The sequence below is a fragment of the Microcoleus sp. B3-A4 genome (assembly GCF_036705385.1).
In the GTDB taxonomy this organism is placed as follows: domain Bacteria; phylum Cyanobacteriota; class Cyanobacteriia; order Cyanobacteriales; family Microcoleaceae; genus Microcoleus.
This window is the reverse complement of record NZ_JAUBUI010000022.1, coordinates 1-17141: the sequence shown is the minus strand read 5'-3', so window position 1 is coordinate 17141 and position 17141 is coordinate 1. Positions and strand designations below refer to the sequence as shown.

15 protein-coding genes are annotated in these 17141 nt (G+C 46.0%); 7 read left to right on the top strand and 8 right to left on the bottom strand.

All coding sequences use genetic code 11. The features are described from left to right. Nucleotides 1-19: 19 nt before the first annotated feature. The 3 genes from QUB33_RS11680 to QUB33_RS11670 all read right to left on the bottom strand — a co-directional run bounded on the left by QUB33_RS11680 (nt 20) and on the right by QUB33_RS11670 (nt 3745). A complete protein-coding gene (locus QUB33_RS11680; protein ID WP_333350512.1) occupies nt 20-1405 on the bottom strand; it encodes a hypothetical protein in 1386 nt (461 codons plus the stop codon). 353 nt (nt 1406-1758) lie between these two features. Then, nucleotides 1759-1899 carry a hypothetical protein gene (locus QUB33_RS11675; protein ID WP_333350510.1) on the bottom strand — a complete coding sequence of 47 codons (141 nt, stop codon included), beginning with the start codon at nt 1897-1899 and terminating at the stop codon, nt 1759-1761. A gap of 316 nt (nt 1900-2215) precedes the next feature. After that, on the bottom strand, nt 2216-3745 hold the full coding sequence (locus tag QUB33_RS11670) for a YifB family Mg chelatase-like AAA ATPase (RefSeq protein ID WP_333350508.1): 1530 nt from the start codon (nt 3743-3745) through the stop codon (nt 2216-2218). A gap of 206 nt (nt 3746-3951) precedes the next feature. Between QUB33_RS11670 and QUB33_RS11665 the strand changes: the two genes are divergently transcribed. The 3 genes from QUB33_RS11665 to lnt all read left to right on the top strand — a co-directional run bounded on the left by QUB33_RS11665 (nt 3952) and on the right by lnt (nt 7813). After that, nucleotides 3952-4299, top strand: coding sequence for a histidine triad nucleotide-binding protein (locus QUB33_RS11665; protein WP_333229492.1), 348 nt, complete (start codon nt 3952-3954; stop codon nt 4297-4299). 549 nt (nt 4300-4848) lie between these two features. Further along, nucleotides 4849-5931 (top strand): photosystem II q(b) protein, encoded by a 1083-nt coding sequence (psbA, locus tag QUB33_RS11660; RefSeq protein ID WP_333350506.1) that lies wholly within the window; start codon nt 4849-4851, stop codon nt 5929-5931. A 280-nt stretch (nt 5932-6211) separates the two neighbouring features. After that, nucleotides 6212-7813, top strand: a complete 1602-nt coding sequence (gene lnt, locus QUB33_RS11655) for an apolipoprotein N-acyltransferase (RefSeq protein ID WP_333350616.1) — start codon at nt 6212-6214, stop codon at nt 7811-7813. A gap of 60 nt (nt 7814-7873) precedes the next feature. On the opposite strand, the gene QUB33_RS11650 is transcribed toward lnt, so the two are convergent. Beyond that, nucleotides 7874-8779: a bestrophin family ion channel gene (locus tag QUB33_RS11650; protein ID WP_333350503.1), complete on the bottom strand. Its 906-nt coding sequence runs from the start codon at nt 8777-8779 to the stop codon at nt 7874-7876. A 370-nt stretch (nt 8780-9149) separates the two neighbouring features. Here QUB33_RS11650 and recJ point away from each other — a divergent pair, with 370 nt between their 5' ends. Beyond that, nucleotides 9150-11231, top strand: a complete 2082-nt coding sequence (gene recJ / locus QUB33_RS11645) for a single-stranded-DNA-specific exonuclease RecJ (RefSeq protein WP_333350501.1) — start codon at nt 9150-9152, stop codon at nt 11229-11231. A 121-nt stretch (nt 11232-11352) separates the two neighbouring features. Here the strand turns inward: recJ and psb30 are convergent, their stop codons facing one another. Continuing rightward, nucleotides 11353-11493, bottom strand: a complete 141-nt coding sequence (gene psb30, locus QUB33_RS11640) for a photosystem II reaction center protein Ycf12/Psb30 (protein ID WP_015175616.1) — start codon at nt 11491-11493, stop codon at nt 11353-11355. Between the two features lie 350 nt (nt 11494-11843). Between psb30 and QUB33_RS11635 the strand changes: the two genes are divergently transcribed. The 3 genes from QUB33_RS11635 (at nt 11844) to QUB33_RS11625 (ending at nt 13260) form a co-directional block, all read left to right on the top strand. Then, nucleotides 11844-12218 (top strand): YkgJ family cysteine cluster protein, encoded by a 375-nt coding sequence (locus QUB33_RS11635; RefSeq protein ID WP_333188185.1) that lies wholly within the window; start codon nt 11844-11846, stop codon nt 12216-12218. A 199-nt stretch (nt 12219-12417) separates the two neighbouring features. After that, nucleotides 12418-12741: a hypothetical protein gene (locus QUB33_RS11630; protein ID WP_333042370.1), complete on the top strand. Its 324-nt coding sequence runs from the start codon at nt 12418-12420 to the stop codon at nt 12739-12741. A 231-nt stretch (nt 12742-12972) separates the two neighbouring features. Beyond that, complete coding sequence (locus tag QUB33_RS11625; RefSeq protein WP_333042371.1) at nt 12973-13260, top strand: YggT family protein; 288 nt, start codon at nt 12973-12975, stop codon at nt 13258-13260. A 260-nt stretch (nt 13261-13520) separates the two neighbouring features. Here the strand turns inward: QUB33_RS11625 and QUB33_RS11620 are convergent, their stop codons facing one another. The 3 genes from QUB33_RS11620 to QUB33_RS11610 all read right to left on the bottom strand — a co-directional run bounded on the left by QUB33_RS11620 (nt 13521) and on the right by QUB33_RS11610 (nt 16502). Next, the gene (locus QUB33_RS11620) at nt 13521-13952 is read right to left on the bottom strand and encodes a hypothetical protein (protein ID WP_190657424.1); all 432 of its coding nucleotides are present in this window, start codon (nt 13950-13952) and stop codon (nt 13521-13523) included. Between the two features lie 107 nt (nt 13953-14059). Beyond that, nucleotides 14060-14962 carry a shikimate dehydrogenase gene (locus tag QUB33_RS11615; RefSeq protein ID WP_333350499.1) on the bottom strand — a complete coding sequence of 301 codons (903 nt, stop codon included), beginning with the start codon at nt 14960-14962 and terminating at the stop codon, nt 14060-14062. Nucleotides 14963-15137: 175 nt separating this feature from the next. Beyond that, entirely contained in the window at nt 15138-16502 is a 1365-nt protein-coding gene (locus QUB33_RS11610) for a P-loop NTPase fold protein (protein WP_333350497.1), read from the bottom strand. Between the last annotated feature and the right edge of the window lie 639 nt (nt 16503-17141).

Below are 17141 nucleotides of genomic sequence, written 5' to 3'. Positions count from 1 at the left end.
AAGATGGTGCCAACCTATCCTAAGAAACAGTTTGGTGAACTAATTTAACTTTCCCTAAAGCCCTCTTCCTGCTGTCAAAGAGTTTCATCACCCCGGAGGAGATGGTCTCGATGACATCGGGAGAACAGTAAGACAGAAACTCTTCCGACGAAATATGATCGGCAAAAAAGTCTTGAGCTTTCTTCAAAAGGTTTTCTGTTTCAGCAAAGCCGATAGATTTGATAATAAACGTAGAAACCGGGGAGTTTTTAATATCATAGGGCGATTCTTGATTGCGTCCTATTTCTAGCAGGTCTAACACTTCTCTTTGCAACTGACTTTCTAATGGGTAGGCGCTCTGTCTGTTGGGCAAGTAATCCTCCAAAACCTCGGTTTTAAATCCTGATGTTCGCAATTCTCCCATCATAGTTGAAAGCGGAATATCGCGCCCCAAACGGTAGGAAAGAGCTTCTAAAATAGCGATGGTAATTAGCTTGATCCCCAGATAAAGTTTAGCAACTTCGATATTTTTTCGAGTTCTGGCAATCAGGTTAGCATAGGTTTCATCGTCCGGCTCTTGCCTAAACTGCTGGAAAACCAGTTCTGGTTTGAGGAACTTCAAAAATCCTTCCATTTTTTGCAGCGACCTGCGATATCCGGCAACAGTATACAAATTAGCCTTGCTCAATTCGTGGTTGGTTTCTGGCATCAAGTTCCAGGTATTGTCTAAGAAATTAGAGGAATTTGGAGAGGCAAAATTCTCTACATCCCGATTTGCTAACCTGACCGATCGCTTGACAATTTCTACGGTTTGGGCATCGCTCCATCCCAAGTTAAAATCGCGGTTCACACTTACCAAACGCTGGTGCAAAAGTTCGATCGCGCTCAAACCGCTGGGCGAAACGGGACGAAAAGGGATAGTAGCTTCGATGCAAGCTGTTATCTCAGCGATCGTACTAGCTGGCAAAAAACGCTCCAAAGATTTGGCAGCAATAACGGCACTCAAAAATTCGTTTTTGCCGGCAAACGGAGAGAGAGTCTTACCGGGAATAAACCCAAATACTGAGGCCACTAGCTGATACATGGCATCGTCGGGCAGTTCGGTTTCATCTCTAATAACTAACTGCGATCGCACCTCTTTGACAAAAGGACAAAGGGCGCTGCTAATATTGAAACTAACCCCCTCATCGACTTGCACGTACACGAGGTCGTGAAACAGCGCAGCCAGCACCTCGATCGGATCGACTGACCCCCCGACCTCAAAAATGTGTTCCGACGTGTGAAAGGAGCGCCAAGGCCCTCTCATCGTTTGAATGATTAGCTCAGCTATCTGCTCCAGCTTTGGAATGTCTACTCGACCTCCCAATTGCTCGATCGAGCTTACCAAGCAATCCAAGCACCGTTTTTGTTCTGCTAAAAGCTCCATTTACACACCTCCAGTGCATTCCCTGATTGTCTTCCGCTTGATTGCATGGTATCAAAACGCGCTGCGATCGTGCCATGATTCATCACTCAAAAATTTCAAATTTTAGGGTGAAACAGAGATAAGGGGCGAGGGAAAGAGGAATAGCGAGGAATAGCGAGGAATAGCGAGGGAGAGGGGGAGCGGGAAATTAAATATTAAAAATTCTGCCGTTGTGGAGATTAGGGCAACTTGGGCGATCGGTATCATAAATTACAGTAAAAATGACAAAAAGTTGGTAACAACTTGATGAATTTTTGATTAAATTATGAGGGGTTTTTGACAAAACCTGTGGGTGGGTGGGATTGACACCAGCTTCAACCTGCGGTGGTATAAATACTGCGTCCAGCCTCAGAATAAGATTCGTAGAGGTGCTGGTAAACCTCTTGACTTTTGGGCTGATACACTTCTGTTGAGTAGCTTTCGGAAAATCGAGCTAAAGCTTCCTCGATCGCCACTTAAACTGCTGTCTTGGTTTGCTGTCGCCTCCCCCAATCTAACACTAACAGAACTTACGCAACTCTCACCAGTGAGCCTGGCACCATGCAGCACAAAATCAGGCAATAAACATGGGAATATGGGGGCGTTTCACTGGCTCAATTAAATAATTGGATAACATCAATCGAGCTTAAATACCTCCTTAATCCCTCAGTCCCCCTCGGCTGGGACTTTGTATGTTTAGAAGCGATTTAAATCGCCGAATCAACTGTTATATTCCCAACTTCTTTAAGAAGTCGGGGATCGGGGTATTGTGTCTTTTGAGCCGTTGCTGACTTACTGCATCCGATCGATCGTCCGATACTGCACCGCCTCCCCCACATGATTCGTTTTCAAGCTTTCATCCCCCGACAAATCAGCAATAGTTCTAGCAACCTTCAAAATGCGATCGCTAGCCCTCGCCGAAAGCCCCAACTTCCGAATCGCCATCTCCAGTAAATTCCGGGAAGCCTCATCCAACTGACACCATCTGTTAATGTGACTGCTTTGCATCTCCGCATTACAGCGCAAACTAGATTCCGACTGAAAACGGCGAGTAGCGAGCTCTCGCGCCCGCTGCACCCTCACCCGCACCGGTTCCGACTCTTCCCCCGTCGGCTGTCGCGTAATTTCCTCGGGTTTCAAACGATTAACCGCCACTTGCAAATCAATCCGATCCATCAAAGGCCCCGAAAGTTTTGCCCAATATTGCTCCCTCTTTTGCGGCGAACAAGTACACTGTTGAATCGAATCGCCGTAATAACCACAAGCGCAAGGATTCGTACTAGCAACTAAAGTGAATTGAGCCGGAAACATCACCGATTGTCTAGTTCGAGAAATCGTCACATAACCATCTTCCAGCGGTTGTCGCAAAAACTCCAAAACATCTCTTTTAAACTCAGTTAATTCATCGAGAAAAAGGATGCCGCGATGTGCTAAAGAAATTTCACCCGGACGCGGAAAACTGCCGCCACCTACCAAAGAAGGCCCCGATGCCGAATGGTGAGGACTGCGAAAAGGCCGATCGCCCACCAAGCTTCCCTTATCCTTTAACAACCCAGCCACCGAATGAATCTGAGTTACATCCAAAGCTTCCTCAAAAGTCAGCGGCGGCAAAATACCAGGCAAACGTCTCGCCAACATCGTCTTACCGCTCCCTGGCGGCCCCACAAAAATTAAATTGTGTCCCCCCGCCGCAGCAATTTCCAAAGCCCGCCGCGCGTGAGTTTGCCCCTTTACATCCTTTAAATCTAGACCCGAAAACCGCGTTTTTGCTAACTCTTCTCGACCGTTTACTTCTACAGGCGAATAAACTTCAGGATTGTTTAAAAAATCAGTAACAGCAAAAATATTCTCAAAACCATAAACAGATATTCCGTGCACCAAAGCCGCTTCCTGCGCGTTACCAGCCGGTACAACCAACCCCGAAATACCCATTTTTTGAGCAGCAGCGGCGATCGGCAAAACCCCAGCCACAGGCCGCAAACTCCCATCTAAAGAAAGTTCCCCTAAAAACAAATAATCTCCCAAAAGTTGACCGCTGACTTGTTCCGATGCTGCCAAAATCCCAATGGCGATCGGCAAATCAAAACTCGGCCCTTCCTTCCGCAAATCCGCCGGAGTTAAATTAATCACAATACTCCGCATCGGAAAAGCATATCCCGAATTTTTTAGGGTAGCCTTAACCCTTTCTTTAGCTTCTTGCACCGCCGAATCTGGCAATCCCACAACCACAATTTTCGGTAGCCCCCCTGACACATCAGCCTCAACACCCACCTTTACCGCGTCAATTCCAACGATCGATGCACTCCAAACCCTAGCAAGCATTTTTCTTAATCCTTAATTTGCCTGTCCTTGATTCATCATCTATTATGATTAACAATGACTAATGAATATCGGGAGAGGCAAGAAAAACTTTTCCTTGCCTCTTCTTTTTCTCCTCTTCCCTCTCTCCTGCTGGGTCTTCCCTCTTCCCTCTTCCCGACATCCGTTACATCCGTTACAAAATCCGTTGCCGAACTTCGTTAACACCCATGACAACTCAAGAAACGCTTTTCAGCAAAATCATCCGCAAAGAAATTCCCGCAGACATCGTTTATGAGGACGACTTGGCCCTCGCGTTCCGAGATATCAATCCGCAAGCGCCCGTCCACATCCTCGTCATTCCCAAACAGCCTATTGCCAAATTAGCCGATGCCGAGTCGGGAGATCATGCTCTCATGGGACACTTGCTGCTGACTGTCAAACGGGTAGCAGAACAACTCGGACTTAGCAACGGCTATCGCGTCGTCATTAATAGCGGCAGCGACGGCGGCCAAACTGTAGACCACCTGCACCTTCACATTCTCGGCGGCCGGCAGATGAAGTGGCCCCCAGGCTAAAGCCTAATTTTTACGCAGAACTTACGGACTCATCCTCAGAAACCCGGTTGATTTCTATTGCCAAGCGCCTGAGAAACCGGGTTTCTTTTTTCGTCAATAAACCGGGTTGATTGGAGATTATTGAGAATGCAGCCCGATCGCACTAGAAACCCGGTTTTCAGTATTCTCTCGATAAAAATTTCCCCTCGCAGAATCCACCGATGATATGTAAATAAATATTAAAAATCATCTCTTCACGACCTAATTAACAGATATTTAAATAGAAAGAGAATCGACCTGAACAAAAATAATTTGCTCGAACTACTGAACCAAGCTACAGACAATAGATTCAGTTCTTCTGGTCGCTGTATTTAACCGATTTGGTGTGTAATTTTACTTTGTAAAAAAGTACAAATCTTTACTAATAATCAAGTTTTTGTAAAAGTTTGTAAAATGTTTAAATTGTCAGCAGTAATCCCTTGGCAAACTTTAGTGAATGGTGTTACTAATATAAGCGTGGGGCATCCCCACAACGAACCTTGAAAATTCAATTAAGCCATCATAAACCAAATGACAACAACCGTACAGCGTCGCGAAAGCGGCAACGTTTGGGAACGGTTCTGCGAGTGGGTAACTAGCACTGACAACCGCATTTATGTGGGTTGGTTCGGCGTCTTGATGATTCCCACCTTGCTGAGTGCCACCATCTGCTACATCATCGCCTTCATCGCTGCTCCTCCTGTGGACATCGACGGCATCCGCGAACCAGTTGCAGGTTCCTTGATGTACGGCAACAACATCATTACTGGTGCTGTTGTTCCTTCATCGAATGCGATCGGCCTTCACTTCTATCCCATCTGGGAAGCAGCTTCCCTCGATGAATGGTTGTACAACGGCGGCCCCTACCAATTGGTAGTTTTTCACTTCCTCATTGGCGTTTTCTGCTACATGGGTCGTGAATGGGAATTGTCTTACCGCTTAGGTATGCGTCCTTGGATCTGCGTCGCTTACTCTGCACCAGTTGCAGCAGCAACCGCAGTGTTCTTGATCTACCCGATCGGACAAGGCAGCTTTTCTGACGGTATGCCCTTGGGTATTTCCGGCACATTCAACTTCATGATCGTGTTCCAAGCCGAGCACAACATCCTGATGCACCCCTTCCATATGTTGGGAGTGGCTGGTGTCTTCGGCGGTGCTCTGTTCTCCGCCATGCACGGAAGCTTGGTAACATCTTCTTTGGTTCGCGAAACAACCGAAACTGAATCTTTGAACTACGGTTACAAATTCGGTCAAGAAGAAGAAACCTACAACATCGTTGCAGCCCACGGCTACTTCGGTCGTTTGATTTTCCAATACGCGAGCTTTAACAACAGCCGTTCTTTGCACTTCTTGTTAGGTGCATGGCCAGTTGTCGGTATCTGGTTTACCTCTTTGGGTATTTCCACGATGGCGTTTAACTTGAACGGTTTCAACTTCAACCAATCGGTTATCGACTCGCAAGGTCGCGTCATCAACACTTGGGCTGATGTCATCAACCGCGCTAACTTGGGTATGGAAGTAATGCACGAGCGCAACGCTCACAACTTCCCCCTCGACTTGGCCGCCGGTGAAGTCACCCCAGTAGCAATGGTTGCTCCTTCCATCAACGGCTAAATTTAGCTTTTGATTTAACAAAAAGCGCTCCTAGAAATAGGGGCGCTTTTTGTTTTGGCAAGTAGAATTGGATAGATTTCCTTCTGTTAAATCCGTTAAGTCCCTTACACTGCGCGTTGCCGAGCTTCCTTCTTCCTGATTAATCTGATATATTGATTAAGAATTATTATTTTTGGCAATCATCAAAGTGGCGATATTTAACAGGCACAAATTTGAAAAACTCGTGCTTCATAAATCCAAAACATTAGCCTGGGCGATCGCATTTTTTAGCGGCATTTTGATGGCATTGACAACCGCACCAGTAAATGCTTGGCTATTGGCTTGGGTAGCCCTAGTTCCCCTCTGGATTTTGGTTGTTAGTTATGAAAGACCAAAGCAAGAAGTAAAACAACCAAAATTCTTTTTTCTTCCTGCTTCATTCTTCCTTTTTCCTTCACTCTGGGGAATTGGCTATCACGGATTAGCTTTATCTTGGATTATGGGAATTCACCCGATGACTTGGTTGGGAGTTCCTTGGTGGCCGAGTTTGGCGATCGCACTTTTTTGCTGGGCATTCATCACCCTCTGGGGAGCCGCCTTAGTCGCCCTTTGGGCGTGGCTATTTGTAATTCTCAACTCCCTAACTTTACCAGGCAAAAATCCTATTCTTATTCTTAACTCCCTCCCTTTACAAGGGGGAGCTGGGGGGGATAAAGCTCAATTTTCAGCATTAACTCGCGTTTTAATTGGCACAGCTTTGTGGTGTGCCTTAGAAAGTATTTGGAGTACAGGTTCGTTGTGGTGGACATCACTATCTTACACGCAAAGCCCCCACAATTTAGCAATATTGCACCTCGGTCAACTCTCCGGTCCCAGCGCAGTAACAGCCGCTATTGTAGCAGTAAATGGCTTAATCGCCGAAGCTTTTATTGAAGGAAGAAGGAAGACGGAAGAAGGAAGACGGAAGAATTGGATTGCTTATATTTTGCCTGCTAGTTTGTGTTTACTTTTGCATATTGCAGGATGGAGCTTATACAACCGCCCTTTGAATCAAGAAGCTGCAACTGCTTTAAAAATTGGCATTATTCAAGGCAATATTCCTAACGAGATTAAGTTTGATTCAGCGGGTTGGGGGCGCGCTTTGGAAGGTTACACCACTGGATACAAACAGTTAGCAGACAGAAAAGTCGATGCTGTGTTAATTCCAGAGACGGCTTTGCCTTTTATCTGGACAAACGAGTATCAGCGTTCTACTCTTTCTTTTTACCAAGCTATTCTCGAACGTGGCGTTGTGGCTTGGGTGGGAGGATTCGGACAACAAGAGAATAGTATCACTAACAGCTTATTGGCGATCGATCGCACGGGAGAAATTGTCGGCCGATACGATAAATTAAAGCTAGTACCTTTAGGCGAATATATCCCTTTTTACGAAATTTTAGGCGGGATTATTAATCGGCTTTCTCCCTTAGATGCTCATTTAGTACCCGGCAATTCTCAACAATTGTTTGATACGCCGTTTGGCCGCGCCATTGTCGGAATTTGTTACGATTCAGCCTTTGCTGAAAATTTCCGATATCAGGCGGCGAATGGAGGCGAATTTATGATCACCGCTTCCAACAATGCCCATTACAAACCACCAATGTTGGATCAACACCATGCTCTCGATGTGATGCGAGCAATTGAGACGGATAGATGGGCAGTTATCGCAACTAATACGGGTTACTCTGCTTTTGTAAATCCTCGCGGCGAGACGGTTTGGAAGTCTGGAATTAATACCTATGAAGTCCGAGATGCTACTATTTATCGGCGGCAAACTCGGACTTTGTACGTGCGGTGGGGAGATTGGCTGACGCCTGTATTGTTAGTATTGGCGGGGTTAATGCGGTTGATTGTTAAAAATTAACCACTAGCTTATACCATTTTAGATTTTCGATACAATTCTAAAATCTAAAATGGAATTAATTTACTTATCTTTCACCTGTTCGTGAACGCTAGGAGATAAAGAAATTAAATCGTCCATATTGCGCTGCATGGCAGCACACATATTGTCCAAAGGCAAATCATTGGCATCGTGCCCGAAGGGATTTTCTATTTCAATGCCGATTTCTTCGATTCCGTACAAAGTAAAACTAATTAAAGCCACAACAAGGCCGGTTCCCCAACCCAAATCCTTCACCATTTGAAAGGGCAGTGCCAAACAGTAAAGTAATAATAGCTGTTTGAGGTGAATCGCGTAAGCCAAAGGGATAGGCGTCTTCAAAATCCGCTCGCAGCCGCCTAATACATCAATCATAGAGTTGAGCAACTCCTTCATAGCAGTTAACTGATAAACATCCAGGCAATTGCGCTCGTACTGCTCGTGCATATAATCCTCAATCCAAAAGGCAATTTCTAGGGGCGGATTGTTCATTGATTTGAGCTTTTGGTACCGCGCTGGGGACATTAACGGCTCCAACTCTGGATTGACTAATTCTTGCCGCAAGTGCAGTTTCATTGCCACTGCTAAGGCAACTAATAGGCGCAGTGCTGACTTTTTTTCTATGATATCCTGCGGGTCTTTTTCCTCAATTGCTACCCAGATTTGACGAGCCAAATTGCGGATGTTATTGTTTAAAGTACCCCAAAATCTCCGACCTTCCCAAAATCTTTCGTAGGCTGTGTTTGTCCGAAAAACTAACAGTAAACCCAGAACAATACTCGGTACAATACTCGATAAAATGGGCATGGACACCGGCAACTTAAAAAAGTGCAGCAGGGAAATAAAAACTCCAAAGCCGCCGCACAGCAAAACGCGGGGCAAAATTGAGGGAATGACAGACCCCCGAACCTGTAATGCAATTTTAAACCACGACGGTCGATCGACACTCATGCAAGTCTCCTCATTAAATTAGTAGTCTGCGCCCTAGGGCTGGCAGCGCAAATGCCTGCTAAACTTAGTTCTTCGGCTCCCGCCAGTCAATTTGAGATTCGAGATTTTAGATTGACTCCACAGATAAATCTGGGGGGTTTGAACTTTGGTCTAAAATTTTTTGCTCTCCACGACTGCTGTCAGGGCTTATATCCCTATTTGGGTGCGGTAACAGCTTCCGAAAAAAGCTTTCCTACAAACAACCTTTGGATTTTACCCAAAAAACTCATCTTTACGCTCAATCTAAAACCTAAAATCTACAATCTACAATTGATTGACGCAGTGACTTAATTAGGTAAGATTAACTATGTATATTTAAACCTCAGCTTCCGTGCAAGAGCTACCGACATCTGTGCCCCCGCATTTTCACCGATTGCCAAACCAACGGTGGCAAATTTATTCGCCTCAACCACAGCAAGCCGAACAGTTTGCCACTGAAATCGGTTTGTCGCCTTTGCTGGCACAGGTGCTGATTAACCGGGGCATCGATTCTCTCAATGAAGTGCAAGGGTTTATCGAACCGGAATCTCTGGTTTTGCCCGCGCCAATGGATGAGTTTCCAGATTTGGCTGCGAGTGTCAAATTGTTGCGGGAGGCGATTTCGGGAGGGCAAAAAATTGCGATTTGCGGCGACTACGATGCTGACGGGATGACGAGCACGGCTTTGTTGCTGCGAGCTCTCAGGGCTCTGGGCGCGAATGTGGATTATGCTATTCCGAGCCGGATGCGAGAAGGTTATGGGATTAACGATCGCATTGTAGAAGAATTTCACTCGGAAGGTGTCGCTCTCATTCTCACTGTTGACAACGGAATTGCAGCCTACGGCCCGGTTGCTAGAGCGCGAGAACTCGGTGTCAAAGTTATTATTACAGACCACCACGATTTGCCGCCAAAACTGCCCCCTGCAGATGCTATTCTCAACCCGAAATTAATTGCAGAATCTTCGCCTTATCGCGGTTTGGCTGGCGTAGGCGTTGCTTATGTTTTGGCGATTACTTTGGCTCAGGATATGAAAAAAGTTGGCGGGTTGGTGAATCCGCTTCTGGAGTTATTTACTTTAGGAACTATTGCGGATTTAGCGCCTTTGACAGGAGTTAATCGGCGCTGGGTAAAGCGGGGTTTGCGGCTGTTGCCTCACTCGCAATTGGCTGGTATTCAGGCTTTGATTCAGGTGGCGGGAGTGCAGCCGGGAAGTGCGGAAAGTCCCTCAATTCTTAACTCGCAAAATAAAACTAATAATTCCTTAAAGCCAGAAGATATTGGTTTTAGGCTGGGGCCCCGGATTAATGCTGTGGGGCGCCTGGCTGATCCTCAAATTGTGATAGAGTTGCTGACTACGGACGATCGCGAATTGGCTCTGAAAAACGCGATGCAGTGCGAACAAATCAATCAGCGCAGGCAGGAGTTGTGCCAGGAAATTGAGCAGGAAGCCATCGCTTGGTGCGAGGAAAGGGCGATAGACTTGCAGCAAGAACGAGTTTTAGTTGTCGTGCAACCGGGTTGGCACCACGGGGTTATCGGGATTGTAGCTTCTCGGTTGGTGGAACGCTACGGCGTACCTGTGTTTATCGGTACTTTTGAGGATGAGGCTGTAGGGGAGGTTGCCCATAAAATTATCAGGGGTTCGGCGAGAGGAATTCCTGAGTTTAATGTATTTGACGGGCTGAATTTTTGCGCTGATTTATTAACTAAATTTGGCGGACATAAAGCGGCTGGCGGTTTTTCTATGCCGGCCCAGAATCTCGAACAATTCCGCAATCAACTGTCAATTTTTGCTAATCAATGTTTGCAGCCGGAACACCTAAAGCCGCTGGTTTCAGTTGACGTGCGAGCAGATTTGGCTGAGATTAATCTTGACCTTTACCGACAAATTGATGCTTTGGAACCTTGTGGGATTGAAAATAAGGCTCCTGTCTTTTGGACGCCTAATGTTTGCATAACTGAACAGAAAATTGTGGGGAAAGGAGGTCACGTTAAACTAACTGCAACTCAAGATGGAAATGTATCGGCTAGTGTGAAGGCGATTGCTTGGCGTTGGGGGGAATATTTTCCTTTGCCTCGGCGGGTTGATATTGCTTACCGATTGCGGGAAAATAGTTTTAATGGCAAGACATCAGTTGAGTTAGAATTGTTGGGCGTTCGGCTACCGGCAAATGCTGCTACTTCCAGGCCGCCGAGGTTCGGAAAAGTTGAGTTTGATTATTGCGATCGCACTTATTCTTGCAGTCTCTCTCCTGCAGGCTCGATCGAGGAATTGAGAATTCGCAACTCTCAAGGGCAAGTTCTGGCTGTTTCACCCGGACAAAACATCGGTTTGTTAGGTAACTCCCGCAAAGATGCTAGAGAAGTCGATGTATCTCTACCTTTTTTTGAGAATTTGATTCAAACTGCTAAACACGCCCTGGGTATTTGATAACTCGGTATTTGATAGGAAAGCTCGTGCAGCAGGGAAAATTGGCCATCGAGCGTTGTGAATTTTGAATAATTTAAAACTCAAAACTCCCAACTCTCGATCGCCCCGGAGCGTGCTATAATTACAGGTCGCCGCCTTTAGCTGCCAAGAGAAAAATCACGATCGGGCCAGAAAGCACGACGGCTGCGAGTAAAGCTACCTGAACAATGAGTTGGTAGTCTACACCACCCAGACCACTGAAAAGATCGGTTATAAAGTCCATTTGTCCTCCTGACTGTAGTGATTAAGTCTAGATTGTTGAATTAGAAAATCCGCTTCTGATTTTACCGGGCGATCGACCATATTTTTTAAGGAACTTTACAAAATTCAACAAAATGTAAACTACGATCGACCTCCCAGTCACAGGAAACCAGAGACTTGATGCCCCTTCCCGGAAAGTGCCCCCAATCTAAAATCTAAAATCTAAAATCGAACCGCCCCTTCGGAATCTCCGTCTCCGGCGCTGGCAATTGATATACTTTAAGAGCCCCAATCTCCTAAAGTTTGGCATTTTCCACATAATGCTCCGAATCTAAAATCTAAAATCTAAAATCTAAAATCTAAAATCAAACTATGGCTACTTGGCGTTGCGTAAAGCAGTGCGGTGCTTGTTGTTACCTCGACCCAACAGAGCGCCCAGACTTAGACGAGTATTTATCTGAAGACGAATTAGCGCTCTATTTGAGCTTAGTCGGAGAGGACGGTTGGTGTATCAATTTTGACAGAGCGACGCGAGAATGCGGAATTTACGCCGATCGACCGCGCTTTTGTCGGGTAGACTCAGAGGTGTTTGAGGAGATGTACGGCGTTGAGCCGGCCCAATTAAACGATTTCGCGATCGAGTGCTGCTTGGAGCACATTGAAGATCTTTATGGCGATCGATCTTTGGAAATGATCCGCTTTAACTCTGAAGTCGGAATTCTCGCCTTACCTGACGGTGTTTCATAATTGCGGGATAATTTTGATTTTTTTTGGGGGATGGGCCCCTGATCCCGAAGGCGTGTATTTTCACAGCAGGCGGGACACCCCACAACCATCCTCATCAAATGGGGCAACGCCTACCTCACCACTAACAATCTCCCAGTTTCTCACCGGTAGAGTGTCAAAATAAACAAATCAAGGAAATATCGCGCAGTTGAGTTGAGCTATGAGTAATCGAGAGGGTTTTACAGGGGGATTTATTGCCGGAGCTGCCGTTGGCGGCTTGGTGGGTGCAGTTTTGGGTGCGGTGCTGTCGCGGCGCGCTGCTGAAGCTTTGCTGAATGAACCTTCAGACGCAAAAACCAGAAAAATCCGCCAGAGGAAAGCCAGCCAACTCGAAGCCGACAGCATGGAAGTAGCAAGGCTGAGTTTAGAAGATAAAATTGCCCAGCTTAATCAGGCAATAGATGACGTGCGGCTGCAACTCGGCGACGTAAACGGCAACGCGCCGGCGCCGGGCAGCGAGGGTTCGATCCCTCAAGACTCCTAACTCCTTTTTAAGATTTTAGATTAGTCGGGCAGATCAATGCGCGCTACTGACATCTTGCACCATTCTCGCTTCACAGGCTTTTCAGGCCTGTGAAGCCAAGAGTGAATTTTATTGTGGGCCGTTACTCTTCTAGCCCGCCCGTAAACAGCCTCATGCTACCCCTCTCCCCCACCTATGCTAAACTTTAAGTTAAAGTGTCTGTAAACTTTACTCAAACTTCAACGAGAATATATGAGTTATTCCATAGGCCTTTTGGCAACCACGCTGTCCACCTTTCTGCAAATCTATGTAGCCCTAATGATTTTTCGGGTGCTATTAAGCTGGTTCCCGAATATCAATTGGTACGACCCCCCGTTTTCGATTTTGAGTCAGTTAACAGATCCTTACCTGAATCTATTCCGATCGATTATCCCCCCCTTGGGAGGGATTGACTTTTCGCCACTGATTGCTTTTTTTGTACTTCAGTTCGGCTCGGAATTCTTGATCAATCTTTTGACCAGCTTGCAAACATCCTTGTAGTTTGAAAAGCTTAAGTTTTTAAGCATCGAGCGTAAATTGTTTGGCAGACGTAGCTGCAGGCAACTAAATTTTAGAGTTGAGATTTTTAGATGAACTCCCCGGTTGAAAAGCTGGGGAGTTCATCGTACATGAGAAATCAGAAATTGCCAGCCACTCAACAATCTCAAATCTAAAATCTACAATCCAAAACTGCCTCGCGGTTTCACGGACAGCCAACCCAAAATCTCTTTCTCAGCAATCTAAAATCTCCAAGAGTTTCGTTAGCGGCGAACCACGCCAGTAAAACCTGTAGCTTTAAATTGCTTGAGCTTCAAAGGTGTTCGTTGATTGGCGGCAACCGAAATTCTGAGCTGAAAATCGCTAACTCCGGGAGGAACTTCTTCTATAGAACCCAAGCGAGTCCGGTTTTGCATCACCGGATTGTCGTCAGCATCATAAATGCGGCCGAAAATATCGGCATTGACAACTGGTTTGCCCGTGCTATTTTCAGCTTTCCCAGTAATCAAAAAGCAGGTAGCTTCCATAGAACTGCCACTGGTGACTGTTCCTTCTCCCATCTCTGCCGGACATTCGCGATAAGAAAGGTCGGAAAGTTTAATCTGCGTCAGAGCCCAAGCAGGTGGAGTGAATACCAAACTAAAAATTCCGATTAGGCAAGTAGCAAAAAAAAGGCTGATAGCTCGAAATTTCATAAATTGCGGGGCAAGTATATTTTAATTCTCAGCTTAGCGCGAATTCAGCCTCAAATTCCTACTTATAGGAATTCGGAAAACTACAGCTACTTTTTTAAGAAATGGCATTAATCTAGACCTAAATGCTGTCGCAAGGCTTGGCGCATCACATCGACTGGGACGGATTCTTTGTTGAGCCAAATTTTTAAGGCGGCTGCTCCTTGTTGAACTAGCATTTCGAGTCCGTCAATAGCTCGCGCTCCCCTAAGCTGTGCATCTTTGAGAAACTGGGTAGGATTAGGGGTATAAATTAAATCATAGACGATCGCACCTGCTGAAATTCGATCGATCTCACCAGCCACAACCGGCGACTTTTCGCCCTGCGGGTACATCCCCACAGGCGTCGTGTTCACCAGCAAATCTGCCTGTGAGATTAACATTGACAAATTCTCCCAAGTATGAACCTGCAAATTCTGCACGGGCATCGGAGAATTGACCCAACTCTGCTGAAATTCCGCTAAATTTTGTTCGCTGCGGCCGACAACGTGAATCTCTGCACATCCCAATTGAGCGCATCCAGCCACAACAGCCCTAGCCGCCCCGCCATTCCCCAAAATGACCGCTACTTTCTGACTCCAATCGGAACCCCCCCTAGCCCCCCCTTGGTAAGGGGGGGTTGGGGGGCTTTGCAGCGGCGCGAGAAAGCCTTCAACGTCAGTATTTGTGCCGCACCAACCTTTGTCAGTAAGGTATACGGTATTGACTGCGCCGATCGCTCGGGCGATCGGGGAAACTTCCGACAGCAGCGGTAAAATTGCTTGTTTGTGCGGAATCGTGATGCTAAATCCGCGAACGCCGATCGCAGCAAATCCTGCAAGAGCAGCTTTTAAATCCCCTGGTTTTACTGGAAACGGCAAGTAAACAAAATCGACTCCCAAGTGGGAAATAGCAGCATTGTGCATTGCCGGCGACAGAGAATGTTCGACAGGATGGCCAATTACTCCCAGCAGTTTAGTAGTGCCTTTAATCATTTTTGTTAGTTGAGTGTTGAGAGTTGACTGTTAACGGTTTAGTTTTGTTATTTCATACCAGATCCTGCTACAGTTGGGCCCTTATTCTTTCGTCGGCTAGCAGTGAAATTCGTTGGTTCAAAAGCGATTTTCCTCGCCGAGTGACTGTAAACCGTCAACTGTTAACTGTCAACTCTCAATTCTCAACTGTTTGCCGAAACTCTTTGGCGTCAGCCAAAATCGGATTGACATCAAACCAATAATCCTCGCCGTAACGGTATTCAAACACCCAGAGACTACGCAGCAAGATTTGGTATTTAGTTTCCCCGTTCACAGTTTTGGTAGCGGATACTTGGCGCAGCAATTGCCACTCCTCCGGTTCGATCGCCAAAGTAAGCTGGTGGCGGCGCTGGATGATCACATTTTCCAAAGTTTCCCGCGACAGAGGAGGGTCTTGTTTCTGCAGACAGCCATACAGTAGTTGCAGCAAATTGCGGACATGACCGCCACTGACTCGACACAGGCGATCGAGAGTTTCGGCAGAGTCGAAAACTTTGCCTACCAAAGCATAGCGCTGCGAAGGATGCACCGTTGGAAAAGCCCGCGCCAGAACCATCTGTCGCAGCAATTCCACACCCTCAGAGCACTCAGAACCGTCGCTCAACTGCACCGGCACCATCGGCAAAACCTTCGGATCTACCCCAAATCGATTGGTCAACTGGCCCAAATCGTTAGAGAAAATTAGCACCAAAGGAATTGTATACACGACGTGGCAATTTAGTCTTGCCAACTGTTCACCCCGATCGACAAACAGGTATTCCGGCTGAAGCCGCCCCGTCGGTTTCGCGCACAGGTGTATGCGATCGAGATTGTCGATAATTACTACAAGTCCTTGTTTACCTTGGCGTTTGAGTTCTTGATTAGCCGGCTCCAACAACTCCTTATTAAGCGCATCTAAAATTACGTTAGTTCGCGGCTCCAAATATTGCCTCAACTCCGATCGCAGATTCGGAGCATCTTTCGCCTTAGCAGTAATTTTGCCAATTCCCAGCGCCAGAGAAAACTCTCCCTCCGTGCTAGCATTTATTTCCCCAAAACCGGGGACATTAGCTTCAGCCCTCAAGTCTATTTGAGTTTGAAAAACATCAGCAACCCCTTTGAGCAAAGCTTTAAAACCTGTCGGTTGGAGCTTGATTTTCATTTTCTCGATGCTTTCGCTCACCTGACGAGCAACGCTCAACAAAATGTCAGTGATATCTACATCGGCCATGTCTAAGTCTTTACTCGACTCAAAGTAAACAACATGAAATCCTTGTTGCTGCAATTGAGCTTGCAGCCGCAGCAATTCAGTTGATTTACCAGAGCCAATGTGGCCGGTGAATAATTGACAGGTAGGTGAATCGGGGGACAGACGGCTGATGGTGCGCTCCAATTGTTCGACGATTGTGCCGCCACGCACTGAAGAGAAATCGATATAGTATTGTCGGTCTTTTTGATTTGCTACTGCCAGGGTGTAGCTGGGATTGCAGGCGCTATAAAATTTCTGTAAATTTAGTTCCATACCCTGTTCCATCTTTCACAACATTATGCCCTAATAGCTTATTCGTTTCGCTATGGTAATAATCAGCTCAACTTCTCAGTTGATTTCGCTGTTTTACGGCGGAATCAATATCTTGCTCCCTGCCTAAATCAGCACTCCAAAATTATACTTTTTTTGGGTACTGGAAATAAATAAAACTCACTAAAAACTCCCATAAAGCAGTAAGTAATCCTCGTATAGCGAACGCGACTTCATTGACAGGAGAGACGAAAAAATTACAGTAAGGTTCTCCAATAAAGTGATTATTGAAGTACGGTTAACCGAATAAAAAACAGGTATAAATCAGGTATCCATAAACCAGGTTTTTTTTATAATACCTTGTAGGTTGAACCCTAGTGGAGCGAAACCAACAAAAGATTTTAGATTGGCTATTTTAGATGGGAGCAAAAATGTAAAATCTAAAATTTTGGGTACGAGTGCCTCAACCCAACCTACTTTCTTAGAGCATTTTGACTTAGGCGCGAAGGTGTTGTGTAAGAAACCGGGTTTCTTGGTGCGATATTTTTTTAGGATCTACTTATTTCAATACTCCGGACAGTTTTTAAGCAGCCAAAGTACCATAAGACAAGACTGAAGGAAGATTAGGATGGTTTAAAATCA